Here is a 20,941-nt window from a genome sequence, read left to right on the forward strand (position 1 = left end):
CACCTCCCGTCGCAAGCCAGGATGAAAGTGCCATGACCGAAAAGACGCAGCACCCCACTACCACTCCAGTCGCAGTGGTCGGAATGGCCGCGATCTATCCCGGAGGGGCGGGCCTCGAAGGCTATTGGCGCACTATCACCGCCGGTCGGGACGCCATCGATGAGGTGCCGCCCTCGCACTGGCTGATCGAGGACTATTTCGATCCTGATCCCAAGGCGACGGACAAGACGTATTGCAAACGGGGCGGCTTCATCGACCCGGTGCTGTTCGACCCAGTTGAATTCGGGTTGCCGCCTAATGCTTTACCAGCTACCGACTCAGCGCAGTTGCTTGCACTCATCGCGGCCAAGAAGACGCTTGACGATGCGATGCGTGGGAGCACCGAAGTCGACCTCGACCGTGTCGATGTGGTGCTCGGGGTCGCCTCCACCACCGAACTCGTCGTCCAGATGGGTTCACGAATGCAGCGGCCGATCTGGCGTAAGGCACTGTTGGAGCACGGGTTACGTGAGGATGCGGCAGATGAGATATGCCGCGACATCGCGGATCATTACCCGTCGTGGCAGGAAAGCACCTTTCCGGGCCTCCTGGGCAATGTCGTCGCCGGACGCATCGCCAACCGTCTTGATCTCGGGGGCAGCAACTTCGTCGTAGATGCCGCCTGTGCAAGTTCACTCTCGGCGCTGCAGGCCGCACTGCACCGACTGTACCTTCACGAGTCGGATCTGGTGCTGACCGGCGGCGTCGACGCGCTGAACGACGTGATGATGTACATGTGCTTCTCCAAGACGCCGGCCTTTTCGCCGACGGGTAACTGTCGGCCGTTCTCGGATAGCGCCGACGGAACCATTATTGGTGAGGGCGTGGGCATGCTAGCCGTTAAACGCCTCAGTGATGCAGAGCGCGATGGGAATCAGATCCATGCGGTCATTCGTGGCCTGGGCTCATCATCGGATGGTCGTGCATCCAGCGTCTACGCGCCACGCTCCCAAGGGCAGGCCAAGGCTCTGCGCCGTGCCTACGAACACGCAGGCTACGAACCTTGGACCGTCGAACTCGTCGAGGCACACGGCACAGCGACGAAAGCCGGCGACGTCGCGGAATTTGCCGGACTCAAGTCGGTGTTTGCCGACGAGTCAGCGCGAATCGCGCTCGGTTCGGTTAAGTCTCAGATCGGTCACACAAAGGCCGCCGCCGGAGCTGCGGGACTCATCAAAGCTGTGCTAGCACTCCAACATTCGACACTGCCGGGCACGTTGAAAGTGGAGCGTCCGAACCGGGCCCTGGATTTGGCCGAGACGCCGTTCTACGTCAATGCGCAGACTCGCCCGTGGGTGCGAACAGGCGATCAGCCACGCCGCGCTGCCGTCAGTTCATTCGGGTTCGGCGGCAGTAACTTTCACGTGACGTTGGAAGAGTATCGCGGGAAGCAACGCGCGAAGCGGTTGCGGACCCTGCCCAGTGAACTCGTTGTGCTCAGCGCGCACTCCGAAGAGTCTCTCGAGAGACGGGCCGCCGAAGTCCTTGCTGCTGTCCGCTCCGGCGAGAGCCTTGCGCGAATTGCCTTCGAATCAGCGCGAGAGTTCGACGCGTCTCATGCGGCGCGCGCAGGTCTGGTTGCAACGGACGAGGTATCGCTCGAGGCCCTCGCTAAGCGGTTGCGTATGGCGCTTTCCGAAAGCGCTGGCGCGCAACTCAAGGATACCAACGTCGCGGTGGGCTTCGGGCCGGCGAGGGAAGGGAAGACGGCTTTTCTCTTCCCCGGCCAAGGCAGCCAATACGTCGGGATGGGCGCTGATCTCGCACTCACCTTTTCGGAGGCAATCACGGTGTGGGATGCACTCGACGGAGATCTTGCCGACCTCCACCGCGTAGTGTTCCCCGAGCCGGCCTTCGACGCGGGTTTGGTTGCCGCACAGAAGGCTGAGCTCACTGCGATGGAGAATGCCCAGCCAGCCATCGCTGCCACAAGCCTTGCGCAGCTTGCACTGCTCGACGTGCTGGGCGTGAGTGCAAGTGGCGCCGCCGGCCACAGCTTTGGAGAGGTCACCGCATTGGCGGCGGCGGGCGTCCTCCCGGTGGAGCGACTCGTCGAAATGGCGCGCACTCGTGGTGCGCTGATGGCCGAGGCGGGTCGCGGCCAGGACGGCGCGATGCTCGCTATCACGGCTAGCGGACGGGATGTTCGAGCCCTGCTCGATTCGCTACCACAGCACGATGGAAAGTTGGTCATCGCCAACGACAACGCACCTGACCAGGTGGTGCTGGCTGGAAGTGAGTCCGACATCGAACGGGCGCAAGACGCGGCGAGATCAGCCGGTTGGACGTCGGTCCGTCTGCCCGTGGCGTCGGCGTTCCATTCACCGATCGTGGCTGCGGCCGCGGAGCCGTTTTCAGCGTTCCTGAAGACGATAGACCTTGGCGGGTTCCGCTTCCCGGTGTATGCCAACGCGACAGCGCAACCGTACGGCGGGCAGGTGGCAGATCAGCTTGGCGATCAGGTGCGTCAGCCTGTGCGGTTCCGCGAAATGATCGAGGCGATGGCCCGCGACGGGTTTTCGCGGTTCATAGAGGTCGGGCCGGGTCGGGTCCTGACGAAGCTCGTCGATCAGATCCTCAGCACGACAAGGCATATCGCCGTGGCCCTCGACGATCCGAAGCCTGGCGGACTACTCGGTTGGCATCGCGGTCTCGCGACGTTAGCCGCAGATGGTGTGGCGCTCGATCTTGCAGCTCTCTACGACAACTACCACCAGCCAGAGAAGCACATTCCGACACCGAAGTACGCCGTCATGGTGGGAGGAGCCAACATTGGAAAGCCTTATCCGCCGACGGATGGGAAGCTCTCAATCACCCCGAAGCACGCACGCATGAACCTACCGAGCGCACAGTCGCCGCCTGCCGAAAGGTCGGAGCCCACGCCAGTGGTCCCACGCGATGGCAATGCGGCGCCGGCATTTCAGTCGCCCGCCGCAGCCCACACGCAACAATTGCACAACGGCGCGGCCCCACCGCTTCGAGCGTCACTGTCCACAGATGCGCTAAGTGTCATCGATCGCATCCAGCAGGAGACCGCGGAGAAGCACCGACGCTATCTGGACGCAGTGACGCAAAGTCACCAAGTTTTTCTTGATGTGTCCGCGCAGATGATGGCCGAAATCGTCGGCGAACACGCCGTGGTTTCGCACGTGCCGCCGTCGATGCCAAGCGGACTTGTGACCGCTACTGCGGACGTTGGTGTGAATTCCACGCGCTCCGTCCCAGAGGCTGTCGCGCCTTCAATCCCGGAGCCACTACCACAACCGGACGTACAGGTTGTGGTCGAACATCGGGCGGCCCTAGTTTCGTCGCCGGCTCCGTCGGGGTCGGCTAGTGAGGTCGTGTTGGCGATTGTGGCCGAGAAGACAGGTTACCCCGCCAATATGCTCGGGCTCGACATGGAGATGGAGTCCGAGCTTGGAATCGATTCCATCAAGCAAGTAGAGATCCTGGCCGCATTGCAGGCGAATTTTCCCGGGGCACCGGAGATTCCGCCCGCAGACTTGGTAGGTCTGCGGACCTTGCAGGACGTGGTGAACGCCATCTCCGCCTTTACTTGTGACGTTGTGGGCTTGACTACCAGTGTCGTGTCCGACCATCGGCCAGTGCAGTCGGAGTCGGTTGGTGAGGTCGTGTTGGCGATTGTGGCCGAGAAGACAGGTTACCCCGCCAATATGCTCGGGCTCGACATGGAGATGGAGTCCGAGCTTGGAATCGATTCCATCAAGCAAGTAGAGATCCTGGCCGCATTGCAGGCGAATTTCCCTGGAGCGCCCGAGATTCCGCCTGCAGAGCTGGTAGGTCTGCGGACTCTGCAGGACGTAGTCGACGCCCTCGCGGGAATCACATTTGGTGAGCACCCGGATAGCGCTGTCGAGGAACAGCTTTCGGCACCAACAGATCCGCCATCTACCAAGCTGCGCTGCACCCAAGCGACGTTAAGGGCCGTGCCGCCGAGCGGCTTTGCGATGGCGGGATTGCGGGACGGCGAGGTCTTGATCACGCGTGAAGCTCCGGTCTTTGCGGAGGCTCTCGAGCGTGTGATGGTCAGCCGCGGAATTAAGGCTCGGACCGTCGACGAGGTGCCGGACAGTGCGGCCGCCGTGGTCTGTCTTGCCGCGCTAGGTGTCATCGGTTCACCGGAGGAGTGCGTTGAGATGCATCTGCGTGCCTTCCGCGCGGCGCGCAGCGTAGCCAAGTGCGCTGCGCGGACCCGGCTCTTCGTCACTGTGCAGTCGACGGGCGCCCGATTCGCTGAAGCGGAAGTACCGGTGGGTGTGGCTAGTCTGGTGAAGACAGCCGCATGGGAGTGGGCCAACGCCTCGGTGCGGGCAATAGACATCGAAAGTTTCGACGCGGAACGGTTGACGGCGGAGCTGCTCGAGGGTGGCAGTGGGGTCGAGGTCGCACTGCGCGACGACGGCGCACGGTTGGTAATCGATGACGTCGAAGCATCGCTCGTGGGGCAGGCGGTCAGTGCTCCTCAGGACGGTGTTGTAGTTGTTTCCGGGGGTGCCCGCGGCGTGACGGCGCGGTCGGCTCTGGCACTGGCGGCGCGCTACCGCCTGCGGCTGGCACTTCTCGGCCGCACACCACTTCGTGAAGCGTCCTTGAACGAACCTGCCGGTAACACCGTCGCCGAGATAGCGACGGCCTTGGTGGCATCCGGGACGGCTCGGGGCGAGACAATTGGTTTGTCGCAGGCTCGGGCGCTGGCGGAACGCTTGCACGCCGAGCGGGAAGTCCGCGCGACACTGTCGGCCGCCGAACAACAAGGCACAGCGGCACGATACTTCACCGCCGACATCAACAATCGGACAGATCTGCAGAGCGTCCTAAACGAAGTCCGACGCACCTTCGGCCCGATCGTCGGTGTTGTCCATGGCGCGGGCGTATTAGCCGACAAACGTTTGGAGGTTCTCGATGACGATCAGTTCGTCCGGGTGTTCAGCACGAAAGTGGTTGGTGCGGAGGCGCTGCTGGACGCGACAACTTCCGACGACCTGAGGTTCATCTCGTTGTTCTCCTCTATCGCGGCGCGAGCTGGCAACGCCGGGCAATGCGCTTATGCCGCCGCCAACGCGGCGCTGGAGTCCATCGCGGCGCGGGAGGCGGTACGGCGCGGTAGCGCCTGCGCGGTAACGGCATTCGGCTGGGGCCCGTGGGACGGCGGAATGGTCAACTCAACGGTCAAGAGCCGGCTCCTGGAGGCCGGGGTACGCGTTATCCCGCTGAATGAAGGTGCGCGCTTCTTCGCTGAGCACGCGTTGGTTCGCACCCCAACACCCGCAATGGTGGTCGCGGCGCCCTCGGCGCATCGTCTTCGGGCGGCTCGCCTGGACTGGGAGGTGTCGGCCGAAAGCCTGTCGGTGCTGGCAGACCACCAGGTACGCGGCCGGGTCGTGATGCCGCTAGTGATCGTTCTCGACGCAATGCTGCGTGCTGCACGCGGCTTGTTCCCGGATGCATGCCCTGTTGTGCGCGACTTCCAGGTCTTGTCGGGGGTGACGTTCGCCGAAAGCGAGCAAGTTGCTTTCACTGTCGACTTCGAGCCGTCGCAACTGTCGTACACAGCGACTGTCCAAGACGGTGAGGGCCGCAAACGATATCGCGCGATCTTGGAGACGCAGCCGGATTCCCTCCCCCAAGTGTCGATTCCGGGAATCGCCGACTCGCCGTGGCCGATGAGAGTGGACGACGCCTACCGGAGCGCATTGTTCCACGGGCCCCGGTTCGCGGCGATCGAGCGCCTCGGGGTCCTCGGAGCCAGTGGCGGGACAGCGAACCTCAAGCATTGGGACGATCTCGGATGGCCGGCCAACGACTGGGCGATCGATCCGGTCGCTGTGGATGGCGGGCTGCAGTTGGGCATCCTCTGGGCGAGTGTGCATGGACGTCCCCTTGTGCTACCTGTACGCGTCGGGCGCTTCGCTCTCGTCCGCCCTTTCGGTGACGGCGGTCTACGCTGTCGGCTTGCTGCGCATCCGATCAGCGACAAGCAGGTGGACTTCGACATCGTGTTCGAAACCAGCCATGGCGAGCTTGTTGCAGAGCTCGAGGGCGTTGAATTCTATGTCGCCGGTACCGGAGTGGACGCGGAGGCGTGACGCCTTTCGAGCCTGTCGCGGTTGTCGGACGCGGCTGCATCCTGCCCGGTGCTGCCACGCCAGAGGCCTTGTTCGCTGCAACCCTGGGCGGACGTTGCCTTCTTTCTCGCACCCGGCGAGACCACTGGCGCGGGCTGGATCCCGAGATGCTGTTGGCCAGCGACAAGCCTGGAATGCGCGTTTCGTCAGCGACCGGAGGCTATATAGACGCGCCCATCGAGACCATCGGAATTGCTTCGCGCATACCCGGGTTCGAGCTTCTCGACCCACTCGTCCATTGGCTCGTTTACTGCGTGCAGCAGTCGCTGTGCGGTCCCGTTGGGGCAGCCCGGACCGGCATCGTAGTCGGTAACCTTTCTTACCCCTCCGCTCTGAACACCAAGTTTGTGGAAAGCGTGTGGAGCGGTGGCGGCGATGTTGATCCGCGCAACCGCTTCTCCTCCGGACTGCCGGTGCACTTGGTCGCTGATGCGATGGGATTGACCGGACCAGCCTTTGCGTTGGACGCGGCATGCGCGTCGTCGCTTTACGCGATCAAGCTTGCCTGCGACGCCTTACACGACGGCGAGGCCGACGCAATGCTCGCCGGCGGTGTGAATGGCGCCGACGATCTGTTTCTGCACCTTGGTTTCACGGCGCTGCAGGCACTTAGCCCGTCTGGCAGGTCTCGTCCGTTTCATGCTGAGGCCGACGGGCTAGTCCCGGCGCACGGCGCAGCTTTGGTCACACTGAAGCGCCTTGAGGACGCCGAATATTGCGGTGATCGCATCTTCGGCGTGATCACTGGAATCGGGCTCTCCAACGACGGACGCCAGAGCGGGTTTCTGGCACCTGCCGTGTCCGGCCAGACACGAGCCATGACTGCCGCACTGATGCAGGCGGGGCTGTCGCCTGCAGACATCGATTACGTCGACTGTCATGCCACCGGCACGCCATTGGGCGACGCTACGGAGCTTGAGAGTTTGCTAGCCGCCTACGGTGAAGTGCCGCTGAAGCTCGGTGCGCTCAAGGGCAATCTTGGTCATACGATTACTGTGTCCGGCGCGGCGAGCCTGGTGAATGTGTTGTCCGCCATGGAGGCGTCGGTTACTCCGCCGACGTTGTGCGACAACCCGGTAGAAGCGCTGAAAACGACCCCATTCACGTTGGCCACGACTTCTTCCCCGTGGACGGGGGCAATTAAACGTGCCGCGGTCAGCAACTTCGGGTTCGGGGGAAACAACGCCCACCTGATCGTCCAGAATTACTTCCCCACAACAGGTTCGAAGGTCCGACGGCAACCTGGATCGGGGGACGTTGTTATCTGCGGTATGGGAGTGGTGACGGGTGACGCGGGCGGAATCGCATCGTTTCGCCGTCGTGCGGTGGGTCCCGCGGTCGAACCTACACCGCTACGAACCGTAGAACTGGATTTTGTGGGCCTCGGGTTTCCGCCAAGGGAGCTCAAGGCGAGCCTCAGTCAGCAGACCACGATGCTGGCGGCCGCTTCGCAAGCACTCGAGCACGTCAGCACCGACCCCGACCGGACGGGGGTATTCATCGGGATGGGCTGTGACGCCACCATCGGCCGTCAACGGTTGCGGGTGTTGCACGGGGGAGACGAGCAATGGCTGGTCGCCAATGTCGAAGCGGCCCCGGGGTTAACCGCCGACGGCGTAATCGGAACGATGCCCAACATCCCGGCCAACCGCATCCACGCTCAGCGGGACTTCCGTGGGTTCGGCTGCACTGTTTCCAGCGAGGAACTCTCAGGCATCACGGCGTTGCGCTTAGGTGTACGCGCGTTGCGAAGCGGCGAGCTGGACACCGTCGTCGCCGGTGCGGTCGACATGTGCTGCGAACCGGTACATAAGCAAGCATCAGATGCTCTGATGACTAACAGGGCTGGGCTGCATGGCGATTCGGCGGTAGCGTTTGTTTTGAAACGGCGCGAAGACGCAGAGAACGCGGGCGATGACATTATCGCCCTCATTGATATCGACAGCGCCGACACCCCATCGGACGAAAATTTTGCGGCACAGCGGTTTGGTCACACGCATGCGGCGAGCGCCGCCACCGAAGTCGCCGCACGCGTGGTGGCCCTGCGCGCGCGGGTTCGTGTGGACCACAGCGGGGCGCAGCCCGCACCGGGCGGCACCCGAACGGCAGTGCGGCAAGAGACACTAGGAGGCCGAACCGACTGCATCACGGTATCTGTGGTCAACGATCCAGAGCCCCTGGCCGTTGGCGTCATTCCCGCCTGGGAACGCTACGCAGCCGAGACCCAAGCCGGTCTGCTAGCCCGCATGGTGCGAGGGGAAGTGGGCGGGAAGGGTTCTGTCCGTTGCTGTTTGGTAGCTAACGGCGAGTTGACGATGGACAAACTTCGGCGTGCGACCGTGGCTCAATTGCAACAAGGCGCGATGCCTAAAGGCCCCGGCGTCGCGTTCGCCGACACCCCGATCGCCGGAGAACTGGCGTTCGTGTTCACCGGAGCGGCGGCGGCATATCCGGGCGCGGGGCGTGATCTGTTGCTGGCTTGGCCGGAACTCGGCGACGCAATCGCCGCCCGCGTGCCCACGGCCAGCGACCTGACCCGGCGGCTGTACGGTACCGGCGTCGCAACGCTTGATCCGCGTGCACAACTCACCAGCTGCGCCCTGGTATGTCAAACACATGCGGAGTTTTCTCGTACAGTTCTCGGTCTTACCCCGAGCGCCGCCGTCGGTCTGTCGTCGGGGGAGACGAATGCGTTGTTTGCATTCGGGGTCTGGCGCGACCTCGAGACGATGCTTGATGAGATCGAGGCTTCGGGGCTCTACGGCGAGCAGCTGACCGGAAACTGTCGAGCGGCGGCCGCGTCTTGGGGACTGGGGGATCAACGACCTGTGCCGTGGGAATGCTGGCGGGTCGCCGCGCCACGAGCGGTGATTGAATCGGCACTGGACCGAGAACCACACGCGTACTTGACCATTATCCAATCACCTGACGACTGCGTGATCGGCGGGGATCCCGCTGCCTGCCGACGTGTAATCGAGTCGATGAAGGGTGCAAGCGCGATACCACTCGGCCTCGACATGGTCATTCACTGCAGTGCGATGGAACCATTCGCTGACACATGGCGGCGCATTCACACTCGAGAATCTCATGCGGTGCCGAATGTGCGCTTCTACACCAACGCCGGTAACGAAACTTACGTACCGACGAAAGATACCGCTGCCGAAGCGATCACGCGGCAAGCGGTTGAACCAATCGACTTTCCCGCAACGATACTTCAAGCTTGGGCGGATGGTATTCGCGTTTTCGTCGAGCATGGACCGCGCAGCATACTGTCTGGGGCGATATCGCAAATCCTCGGTGAGCGTGCACATCTCGCGGTAGCGTTGGACCCACAGGAACGACGTGGACTTCGCGCGCTTTTAGAATCCGTCTCCAAGCTTTGGGTTCACGGGCTCGCGGTACGTATCGAAGCCATCGAGGCTCGCATCGAACAGTTACGCGCGCAAGCTGTTCCAGCTTCAAATCAAGGCCAGCGCAAGCTGGTGCTGCCGGCCCACCCGCCTGACGTCGTCTTAGCGCCCAAAGCGTCGCTGAACGGTGAATCGGCGCAGCGCGGTGAACCAATAACGCAATCAACATGGCGGAGTCCACAAATGATGCCATTGGCGCCTCGGCAGCCTGGACCGCTCGTGCTTGCGCGACCGGACCTTGTACTCCCCCGGGATGAGGCGTGCCAAAGTGCCGTCAGCGCTCAGACAACCACCGCGCTTGGTCTCGTCGCGTCGGTGAGCGAGGCCCACGCCCTATTCGTCGAGCGGCAGGCGCAGGCGCATGTCCGGTTCTTGAAGATGCGCGGCGAGCTGGCGACGGCTGCTGCGGACCCGCGTTGGGCGGTGCCGGCTGATGGACCGACCACCGGCATGCCGGCAACGCCGGTGACGCCACGACCGCTGTATACGCGCTCCCAGCTCGAAATCCTAGCCGCCGGGCGTATATCGGAGGTTTTCGGACCCTTTTTCGCCGAGCTGGACCAGTACGAGCATTTGGTGCGCATGCCGGAACCGCCGCTGCTGCTAGCCGATCGTGTGATGAGCATCGACGGGGAACCCGGTTCGATGGGCACAGGTCGGATAGTGACGGAGACCGACGTAAGCCCAGACGCCTGGTACATGCACGTAGGCCGGATGTCGCCCGGTTTGGTGATCGAGGCCGGCCAGGCCGACCTACTACTCGCATCGTGGTTGGGTGCCGACTTCTCTAATCGCGGGGAGCGCGTTTACCGGCTGCTCGGTTGCGACTTGACATTCATGGGTGAACTGCCGCGCGGTGGCGAGACGCTGCGCTACGACATCCGTATCGATGGCCACGCGAAAACCGGCGCGACGCGGCTGTTTTTCTTCCACTACGACTGCTACAGCGACGATCGGCTGATGATTTCCGTGCGAAACGGGCAGGCCGGGTTCTTCTCCGACGAAGAACTGAGCCAGTCGGACGGCGTCTTGTGGAACGCCGCGGATGATGCTCCCCGCGAGGGCTCGCGGCGGGACGAACCGCCGTGCATAACGCAAAAGCGCTCATTCGGTCGCGCGGACCTCGATGCGTTTGTCGAAGGACACGCGTTCGCGTGCTTCGGTAGCGGATTTGAAAGGGCCGCAGTCCACACACGTACGCCGACGACTCCGAGAGGAAGGCTACGGCTAATCGACGAAGTCGCGAAGTTCGACCCCGAGGGCGGTCCATGGGGCCGCGGCTATCTTCGCGCCAGAGCGGCGGTGCCCACCGACGCATGGTTTTACGACGGACACTTCAAAAATGACCCGTGCATGCCCGGGACATTGATGGCTGACGCAGCTGCCCAGGCACTGTCATTCGCCATGGCGGCCTACGGCTTCACGATTGAACGGGACGGTTGGCGGTTCGAACCGGTACCTGACGAAACGGCGCGCTTCGTCTGTCGGGGCCAAGTGACACCGGACGAAGACCACGTGCTTGATTACGAAGTGTTCGTCGAAGAGATGATCGACGAACCAACGCCGACGATCTATGCGGCGCTGCTCTGCCGCAGTGATGGATTCAGCGTGTTCCACTGCCGTCGCTTCGGGATCCGACTCGTCCCGGACTGGCCGATGCCGGCGGGTGCGCCCGGACCGGTTCGAATACTCGCTAATACCAAGGACGTTCGCGGCGATCACGGTGCGCTATTGGCCTGTGCACGTGGTGTGCCGTCGGATGCGTTTGGCGCTCTCTACGCCCAGTTCGACGGCACACGTCGGGCACCACGCCTGCCTGACGAGCCTTACCATTTCGTTTCGCGGATCTTGAGCGTCGACAGCAAGCCGGGAGTGCCGACTACCGGCGGCACAGTCGTCGCGGAATACGACGTTCCCCGCGACGCATGGTATTTCGAGGACACTAAGTCAACGTCAGTCCCGTTGTCGGTGTTGATCGAAATCCTGTTGCAACCCTGCGGGTGGCTTTCCTCGTATAATGGTTTCGCCGCCAACCGCCCAGACGACGTGGTGTTCCGAAACCTCGATGGCAACGAGGTGGTGTTACACAAGCACGCGGGTGTCGGCACTCTGCGGGTGAAATCGACTCTCGAGCGTTACGCAGAAGGCGGCGGCTCGACAATTGTCTTCTTCGACGTCGTGTGCAACCAAGGCGACGACGTCGTCATGACGATGAAGACTGCGTTCGGGTTCTTCAGTCCAGAGGCGCTGAGGAATCAGGTCGGCCTGCGGGCGGAACCGGTTGCGCTGAGAGCGATCTCAGCAACGGCGCCGGTCGCCCTACCATACGACGCCGACGCACTCTGCCGGGCCCCGTGGCTCGCGCAGGGGCGACTTCAGGTGATCGACCGCGTGAACTTTTGGCCCAGTGGGGGACCTAGAGGTCTGGGACGGCTGGTCGCGGAATACGACGTTCACCCCGACGCATGGTTCTTCAAGGCGCATTTCTTCCAAGATCCAGTGCAACCCGGCTCGCTCGGATTGGAGGCCATGCAGCAGGCGGCGCGCGCGACGGCGCGGCTGTTGGGGTTGGCGGACGGCGGATCCGAATTTGAACCCGTTGCGGTGGGCGAGCCGTTCAGCTGGAAGTTTCGTGGTCAAGTGCTACCGAATAACAAGTTGACCCGAAGCGAGATTGACATCCTTTCGATGACACGGGATGACCGCGGTGTCCTGTTGGTGTTCAGAGGCTCTTTCTGGGTCGATGAGCTACGAATCTACGAAACCCTGGATATGGGCGTTCGAATCCGTCAGAAATAGGGACGTTGGAGGCCAGATGAAGCCTGATGACAATGCTTTTCCACTGACACGCGCTCAGCTTGACATCTGGTTTTCTCAGCAAATGCACGAGCGTGACACCGGATGGCACGCCGGGTATTTTGTAGTGATTGAGGGCGCGGTAATACCCGAAGTTCTTAAGCGAGCGATCGCCTGTGCGGTCACGGAGTCTGAGCCGTTAAGGGTGGCTTTTTTCGAAACTGATGGTCTCGTGTTGCAAAAGGCGGTTGAATATCGCGACGTCGCTCTCCCAGTCTATGACCTCAGAAATTCGCTCGATCCAGTAGCGGAGGCATACAAGATGGCGGAATCGATACTCCAAATGCCAATGCCGTTAACCGGTCCGCTGTTCAAATTCGCCTTAATGCAGACAGGGGAGAACCAATCTCACGTCCTATCTTGTTGCCACCACATAGTCCTCGACGCTTTCGGCGCGGTGCTCATGGCCAATCGGGTTGCAGACGTTTATTCTGCACTGATCGCCGGTGATCCCGTGCCACCCTCCTTTTTTGGCTCACTGCGGGATTTGATCGACACGGAGACGACATATGAAGCTTCCGGCGAATACGCTGACGATTTGGCGTATTGGACAAAGCGCCTGTCCCAGCTCGATTCCCAAGGCGTGGCAGTGTCTCATTCAGCACAGCCCGGGCTCAAGTGCGATACGTCTCTGACTTCGGCGCCGGTCAGCATCGACCCTTTGCCTGTAGAGAGCGCCGAACGATTGGCTCGAGCGCTCAAGGTAAGTCGGCCATCCGTTATCACTGCGGCGTTCGCATTATTGATTCGCAGGTGGTGCGGAGAAGGGTCTCAGATGGTGCTCGATCTTCCGGTGAGCCGGCGATTACGTATCGCACAATTGACGATTCCGGGCATGTTCGCGGGAGTCGTCCCCCTTGTATTAGAGACGAACCCTGGGACTTTGGTTACCGATTTTTGCAAGCACGTTGACAATCGGATCCGAGAGGCGACCCAACATCAGAGGTTTCCGGCCTATGCTCTAGAGCGCAAGATCAACGGACTCGGTCCCAGCGAGGTCATGGACCGCGTGAGCGTGAATTTAGTTCCCTCGACTTCGCTCCGTGCTTTTGCCGGTGCAAAAGCATCCGCAACACCTATCGCATTCTTGCCCGGACACTTCGGCTTTGTCTTCCTTAAATCGGCGGATAGGCGATTCTTGAGTACCGTCGGTGCCGGACAGCCGCTTGCGAGTCTCGACGCCGCCGATTGGGCTCTAGAGTTGCAGCGTGTATTGGCGGCATTCGCCGCCGACCCAATGCGGCGACTGTCTGCCGTGGATGCGCCCGGCGAACGTCAACGCACCGACGTCGAAAGTATAGCGAAAGTCGCACGGTTGGCCGGGCCGACGCCGGCTGGGATGTCGATTACGGCGATGTTCAACCTGCAGGTCGGCCGTCGCCCACAGACGTTGGCGGTTACGTGCCGATCCAGTTCACTGACCTATCGCGAGCTTGATGAGGCAGCTAATCGCCTGGCGCACTTGCTGATCAGTCAGGGTTCCGGGCCCGGCTGCTGCGTGGCGATCCTCTTGGAGCGCTCTGTGCAGGCCATTGTCGCGATTTTGGCCGTCTTGAAGACCGGAGCTGCGTACGTACCCGTCGATCCTGCCTTTCCGCGGGCGCGAGTTACGTTCATGCTCAATGACTGTGAGCCAATCGCGCTAGTCACAACTACCAGGCTCCGGGACCGCTTAACGGACTACGGCGTCCCAATTATCGATATCGACGACCCCGCTGCGGAAATGCAGTCTGATGGGCCGTTACCGACTCCTGATGCCGACCAGATCGCCTACATCATCTACACGTCGGGCACCACTGGTCTCCCCAAGGGCGTGGCCGTCACCCATCGCAACGTCACGCAATTGTTGTCATCGCCGGGCGAGGGCCTGCGGCCAGCAGCCGGACAAGTTTGGACGCAGTGTCATTCCTACGCGTTCGATGTGTCGGTATGGGAAATGTGGGGCGCCCTGCTGCATGGCGGCCGACTGGTCGTGGTGCCGGAAGAGGTCACTCGTTCGGCCGCGGATTTTCATGCATTACTACTTGATGAGCACGTCACAGTGATAAATCAGACGCCTTCGGCGATAGCCGCTTTGTCGCCGGAAGCGTTGCCGTCGGCCGCTTTGATGATGGTCGGTGAAGCATGCCCGGCCGAGGTGGTGGATCGTTGGGCGCCTGGGCGTCTGGTGGTGAACGGTTACGGGCCCACCGAGACGACCATGTATGTGGCGATGAGCGCGCCATTGACAGCTGGTTCCGGGGTCCCGCCGATCGGCTCACCGATACCAGGCGCGGTGTTCTTCGTCCTCGACGACTGGTTGCAGGAGGTGCCAACCGGTGTGGTTGGTGAGTTGTACGTCGCTGGTGGTGGGCTCGCGTACGGATATTGGCACCGCAGCGGATTGACGGCGTCTCGGTTCGTCGCGTGTCCGTTCGGCGCCGTTGGCCGGCGGATGTACCGCACCGGAGACCTGGTGCATTGGGGTGATGACCGCCAGCTGCGATATGTCGGGCGCGCCGATCAACAGGTGAAGATCCGTGGTTATCGAATCGAGTGCGGCGAAGTTAGCGCTGCGCTATCGCAGCTTGACGGAGTGGATCAAGCTGTAGTCATCGCTCGCGAAGATCGTCCGGGCGATAAACAACTGGTCGGCTACGTCACCGGGACCGCCCAGCCCGCCACGATCCGCGCGGCCCTGGCCGAACGCTTGCCCGGCTACATGGTGCCCGCGGCGATCATGGTGGTGGATGCGCTGCCGTTGACGGTCAACGGCAAACTCGACATCCGGGCGTTGCCGGCACCTGACTATCAGCCGGGCGGGGTTTATCGGGCCCCAGGGACCCCAACCGAGGAGATCCTAGCCGGTATCTACGGCCAGATCCTGGGTTTCGAACGGGTCGGTGTCGATGACTCGTTCTTCGATCTGGGCGGCAACTCCTTGTCGGCGATGCGGTTGGTCGCTGCGATCAACTCCTCGTTGACTGTCGATCTTGGGGTGCGGGCGGTGTTCGAGACGCCCACGGTTGGCGGGTTGGCTGCGGCTGTCGGTGATGGTGGGACCCGGTTGTGGGCGCGGTCTTTGCAACTATCACCAGTCGAAACGCTGCAACAAGGACGCGGAAACCCGCTGTTTTGCTTTCATCCCGCAGGCGGGGTCAGCTGGCCTTACCGCAGTCTGGGCACTTATTTAAACTGCCCCATTATTGGCATCCAACAAGTCGAGCCGGACGGACAACCTTTGACCGGCTCAATTTCGCACCTGGCACAGCACTACGCCAACCTTATTCAAATTCAGCAGCCCCTGGGCCCCTACGACCTACTCGGGTGGTCACTAGGCGGTACTATCGCTCAACAAAGTGCGGTTTACCTGCAACAACGCGGACTCGTCGTTCGCACCCTGGTACTGCTTGATGCCCCCACGGACGTCGGTCCCGAGGCTGTCGCCGAGCCGACCGAAGCCATCCTCAATCACATCTTGCACGCCGTCGGCATCGAGACAACCAAATTGGACACGCCACTGACCTACGAGCGCGCTATCGCACTCATCAACCGATACACCGGCCTGAAGTCCGACGCCTCATCGGCCCAGCTTCTGGACATTGTTGCTAGAAACGCACTGAACGCGACACACATGCTCGCACGACATATCCCAGACGTCTTCAACGGCGACATCATCCACTTCATTGCCAATGGTGACAATTACATCGAAGCCGAACGACAACGATGGCGTCGGTTCATCACCGGCGCCATCACTGAATACCACATCGACTGCTGTCACCACCAAATGCTCACTCCCAGGGCACTACGCCTCTACGGAAACACCCTTACAACCCACATGAAAGTTTGATGCAATGATCTACGACTGCCTTATCGTCGGAGCCGGATGGGCCGGATTGCAAGCGTGCAAATTTGCAAAAGAGAAAGGGCTTAGCGCACTAGTCTTGGAGGCTCGTGAGGACCTGGGGGGCATCTGGAATTACAGCAGTGACCCGGATACTATTACCGTGATGAAGTCGACAGTCATGTCGAGTTCATGCACGGTGACCGAGTCCTCGGACTTCTACATGAAATCCGAATACGGGAAATTTTTACGTCACGACGAGGCTCTAGAGTATCTTCAAGACTACGTTAAGTATTTCGGCCTCACTGACCATCTTCTCTTCAATTCGCGGGTCTTGCGCGCGTACAAGGCTGATGGTCTCTGGAGAGTCGAGACCCAGGACTCTACTTACCAATCGCGAAATCTGGTCGTGTGTTCTGGACTTCACCAACTTGAAAGAAATGATATTGATGTGTTCAATGATTACGAAGGCCAAATTATACACTCGGGGCACATCAAACATGTTGCATCAGACAGTTACAGCGAAACGGACAGCATTCTGGTATACGGCGGCGGCGAAACGGCCAGTGACATTGTGGAACTGCTCGTGGAAACACGGGCGGAGATAGTTTGGGCATGCCCCGGTGGGCAGCACTTCTTCAGAAAGTCACGAAAATATCGAGACACTCCCGTCGGATATTTCAGAAAAGATGCTCCAAGAGCGCTGGACGAAGGGTCGGCTCCCCTCGTTCAAATGTTGAGTTCTCCCGACGATGGGAAGCCCGGATACGCATGGATATGTCGGAGGTCCTCCACGGGTAGCCCAACTGATTACCTTGGTCATGGGATACCAGAATGGCACAATGACATTCCGTTCTTGCGCGCCTTCGCGAACAAGAACGGTCACGTAGTTGACTTCGTCCGAAATGGACGAGTGATTCCTAAGAGAGACGTAAAATCTGCGTTCAATTCAGGGGTAGTGTTCGACGATGGAGAGAAACGAGAGTTCAGCCACGTCATCCTTTGCACTGGGTATACTGCCGACTTCAGCTTTCTTCCCGAACTCTTCAGGCAACGACCTCTTTCCAAACTTTTCAAACTAATATTTGACACTGGAGATACAAGCCTACTTTACATAGGATTTGCTCGCCCGACGATCAGTTCGATCCCCCTTATGACTGAATTCCAATGTCGATACGCGTTTGACGTGCTCGCCGGAGAGTTGCATCTTCCGGATGAGAAATCTATGGCCGCGATTGCACATCGAGACGCACTGGAGCGGGACCGTTTCTTTAACTTCAGGAGAAGGCCGCCGACCCTGGTCAGCCCGTTCATCTACAGTAGAGACCTCGGTCGCCTGACGGGCATTAAGCCCAAATATTTCAGACTATTTACGAAAAGTCCAACGAGCGCCATTAAGGCATTCTTAAGTCCTTCGGGTGCGCCTCAGATGCTACTGAATGACGATGACCAACGAGATGCGGCGGTCAGCCGGCTTTGGAGCAGAAACGACTATCAAATGACGTTCTTACTGCCGCTCGTGATCTTTCTCTCACGGGCATCCCTATACGGCAGATTGATAGATTGGCTCACAGAGAGGAGATTCCGTCAAGACGAACTGAAGCTCCAGCGTTTCGCAAATTCAGAACCAGCACAGCTTGCCATCAGATCGCAATAGATTTTCTTTGTAAATAATATTCATAGAAATCGATGTAGCTTCGCGGATAATCGCACTTGAAGTGCCGCTGCACCGGGCGGCACTCGAATTACTGTCGAATATCTTTTCATGACGAAGGATTTATTGATCAATGCCGTCTTTCCTTCACATAGCTATGCACTTCTTTCTGCAGGTTGCCATAGTGCTTCTCACTTACTTGGCGCTTACGCCGGTGTTCCGCAAGCTGGGCCAGGCGCAGGTCATTGCGATCATGGTGGCAGGATTTGTACTCGGTCCCAGTGTTCTTGGGTGGCTCTGGCCCGCGGGGCAAGCCTGGCTCTTCCCAACGAAAGTTACATTCGGCGATCATAACCTCAGTCACCCGAATCTCGTCGCGATCTACGTTGTAGGCCAACTGGGGCTAGTCCTATATATGTTTATGGTGGGAGCGTCGTTCAATCTGCAACTTCTTAGCACACACTTGCGGCAGGCAGCTACGATATCTGCAGTCGGCATCGCATGTCCGATGCTTCTCGGCGGTGCGGTGGGATGGTGGCTGGTTAGCTCGCGTGGCTTCTTCACCCAAGATATTCAGCCTTGGCAGGGTGGCATATTCATGGCCGCTGCCGTCGCTGTAACTGCGTTCCCTATGCTCGCGTGGATTATCTATGACTCCGGATTGGTAGATACTCGCATGGGCACGTTGGCGTTGGCGTGTGCGGCAATCGATGACGCCGCCGCCTGGATAATACTGGCTGCCGTGGTGGCGTCGACGAAGGGCAAGACATCCGGTGCATTGTTGGCGCTTGGCGGGGGGGTGGCATTCGTTGCCATAATGATCTTAGCCGTTAGGCCCCTGCTGATGACGTTTTTTCAATGGTCGGCTAGCCGTGTTGATCTGCAAGGTGGGAATAAAGCGTTTCCAACTGCGCATTTTTGCGGCGTCTTGGTAGTCATATTAACTGCGGCTTGGGTTACAGACCTCGTCGGAGTCTATTGCGTTCTAGGCGCTTTCGTTGCGGGCGCGGTGATGCCACGAGGAGAGCTACTTCTCACGATTACGCAACGAATGGACCCTCTGGTTTCATACCTGCTACTTCCATGCTTCTTTGTGTATTCTGGCCTGAATGCGCATATCGAGTTGATCTTCAACAGATCGGTGTTGATGGCCGCCGCTGTTGTTCTACTGTCGGCATTCGTAGGAAAATTTGGTGGAGTAGCTCTTTCTGCCCGATGGCAGGGGTTAAGCTGGAGTGAGGCTGGTTCAATTGGCGCCCTTACCAATGCGCGGGGTCTAATGGAGCTCATCCTACTCAATATTGGTTTTCAAAATAAAGTTATCACAGGCGAGTTGTATACGATCCTGGCGTTGATGACAATCGTCACGACCTTCGCCGCGACCCCACTGCACCGGCTGTTCGAGAGTAGATCCATTACCTATTCGAACGTTTTTACATAGTTCTCGATGTTCGGGGCAATCTAAATTCAAACTAGCGTAACGAAATGAGGTCCTTCATGCAATTAGAAAGTGACGCACACGAGAACACTGTTGACGCAGAACCAACCGTCGTAAACTGCTACGAGTTCTTTGAAACTCTGTTCCCAGCCAGCGGACTCCTCGACCTAACAGACGGCATGTATTACGGTGATGATTCTATACCTTATGACGAAGCGCAGGGTAATCAGTGTAATTGGTTACTTGACGAGGTGGGGTGCACAAGCGGCTCCCGCATCCTTGATATTGGCTGCGGCAACGGGCGGCTGGTCGCGGCTGCCCAACGGCGTGGAGCCGATGCCGTAGGTATCACGGTCTCACCGCAGCAAGTGAACCGCTGCCGCAGCCAGGGTCTTGATGTTCGACTAATGAACTATCGACGTCTAGGCGACGATTGGAATGGGCGTTTCGACAGCATCATCGCTAATGGCTCCATCGAACATTTCGTACAGCCACGCGACATCTTGGCTCGACGCCAAGATGAAATCTACAGGGAGATGTTTGAAATATTTCATCGGTTGCTGGATCCGAGTTCGTCGGCGCGCAGAGTGGCGACAACGGTGATTCATCAACACGACCGAACTCCCATGCCTCCGGCAGAAGTGTTACTCCGGAGTCCATGGAGATTCCGTTGGAAGTCACCTGAATTTCATTTCGTGAGTTTGCAACGCGGATTTGGCGGTTCTTACCCGCATCTCGGTCAGCTGGAACGGTGTGCTGCTTCTCTGTTTCAGCTTTCTAGAGAGGTCGACGGTACGGAAGATTATCGTGTGACGTCCGAAATGGGAAATCTGGCTGTTAGAAAAACATTGTTCAGCGCTGCTGGGTTTTTCGACGTTTGGCCGCATCTGATTGGCTTTGTCGCGAGACATCCGTCGCAAGGCGCTACGCTGCTTGCGATGGTGACCGGAGGCTCGTGGCGCTGGCAGTTTCAGGGTTCCCCCCCACCCACTAAGCTGCTACGTCAAGTGTGGCAGTACTTAGAGTAGGAATGGCGCCAAGGGATCGTGCCAGCACTAGACGGTATGGGGAGGCTGGGGCCTCACTGCATGTGATCGTGGGTTGCCGTCAGGAATTGGGTCCTGGCCGGTAGAGCCACAGATGTAGGAGGCCCCAGTGAAGGATCATCGTACGAGCGTCGGTTTGGATGTGCACGCACGATCTGTTGTCGGGTGTGGGTTGGATGGGGACACCGGGGAGGTGTTCGAATGCCGGTTGACCCCGAATCACCAGGAGATCGTGGATTGGTTGCGGTCGTTGCCGGGTCGGGTTGCGGTGACCTATGAGGCCGGCCCAACGGGGTTCGGGCTCGCGCGGTTTCTGATTGCGGCGGGGATCACGTGTCTGGTGGCCGCACCCTCGAAGCTGCAGCGCCCTCCTGGGGATCGGGTCAAGACCGATGCCCGTGATGCCGCGCATCTGGCCCGTCTGCTGCACTTGGGTCATATCGTGGAGGTGAAGGTCCCGACCGAGTCTCAGGAAGCAGCCCGTGATCTGGTGCGGGCCCGCGAAGATTGCCGCGGGGATTTGATGACG

General features: G+C 60.0%; 7 protein-coding genes. All 7 read left to right on the forward strand.

All coding sequences use genetic code 11. The features are described from left to right. Window positions 1-32: 32 nt before the first annotated feature. Entirely contained in the window at window positions 33-6,146 is a 6,114-nt protein-coding gene (locus AWC07_RS00865) for a type I polyketide synthase (protein ID WP_085104910.1), read from the forward strand. Continuing rightward, window positions 6,143-12,394, forward strand: coding sequence for a beta-ketoacyl synthase N-terminal-like domain-containing protein (locus tag AWC07_RS00870; RefSeq protein ID WP_085104911.1), 6,252 nt, complete (start codon window positions 6,143-6,145; stop codon window positions 12,392-12,394). Before AWC07_RS00865 ends, AWC07_RS00870 begins: the two co-directional genes overlap by 4 nt. Before the next feature lie 16 nt (window positions 12,395-12,410). Then, window positions 12,411-16,280, forward strand: a complete 3,870-nt coding sequence (locus tag AWC07_RS00875) for an amino acid adenylation domain-containing protein (protein WP_244187392.1) — start codon at window positions 12,411-12,413, stop codon at window positions 16,278-16,280. Between the two features lie 4 nt (window positions 16,281-16,284). Further along, complete coding sequence (locus AWC07_RS00880) at window positions 16,285-17,931, forward strand: flavin-containing monooxygenase (RefSeq protein WP_084293712.1); 1,647 nt, start codon at window positions 16,285-16,287, stop codon at window positions 17,929-17,931. A 181-nt stretch (window positions 17,932-18,112) separates the two neighbouring features. Next, window positions 18,113-19,369: a cation:proton antiporter gene (locus AWC07_RS00885; protein ID WP_244187394.1), complete on the forward strand. Its 1,257-nt coding sequence runs from the start codon at window positions 18,113-18,115 to the stop codon at window positions 19,367-19,369. A 44-nt stretch (window positions 19,370-19,413) separates the two neighbouring features. Continuing rightward, a complete protein-coding gene (locus tag AWC07_RS00890; protein ID WP_084293714.1) occupies window positions 19,414-20,394 on the forward strand; it encodes an SAM-dependent methyltransferase in 981 nt (326 codons plus the stop codon). A 127-nt stretch (window positions 20,395-20,521) separates the two neighbouring features. Then, window positions 20,522-20,941: IS110 family transposase (locus AWC07_RS00895; protein WP_208622332.1), on the forward strand; the 420-nt coding region annotated here is incomplete at its 3' end.

This window comes from Mycobacterium gastri (assembly GCF_002102175.1).
Lineage (GTDB): Bacteria > Actinomycetota > Actinomycetes > Mycobacteriales > Mycobacteriaceae > Mycobacterium > Mycobacterium gastri.

Excerpts from the sequence above, each read along its gene's own strand:
- AWC07_RS00880 (WP_084293712.1), top strand. The coding sequence starts at position 16,285 with ATGATCTACGACTGCCTTATCGTCGGAGCCGGATGGGCCGGATTGCAA.
- AWC07_RS00890 (WP_084293714.1), top strand. The coding sequence starts at position 19,414 with ATGAGGTCCTTCATGCAATTAGAAAGTGACGCACACGAGAACACTGTT.
- AWC07_RS00865 (WP_085104910.1), top strand. The coding sequence starts at position 33 with ATGACCGAAAAGACGCAGCACCCCACTACCACTCCAGTCGCAGTGGTC.
- AWC07_RS00875 (WP_244187392.1), top strand. The coding sequence starts at position 12,411 with ATGAAGCCTGATGACAATGCTTTTCCACTGACACGCGCTCAGCTTGAC.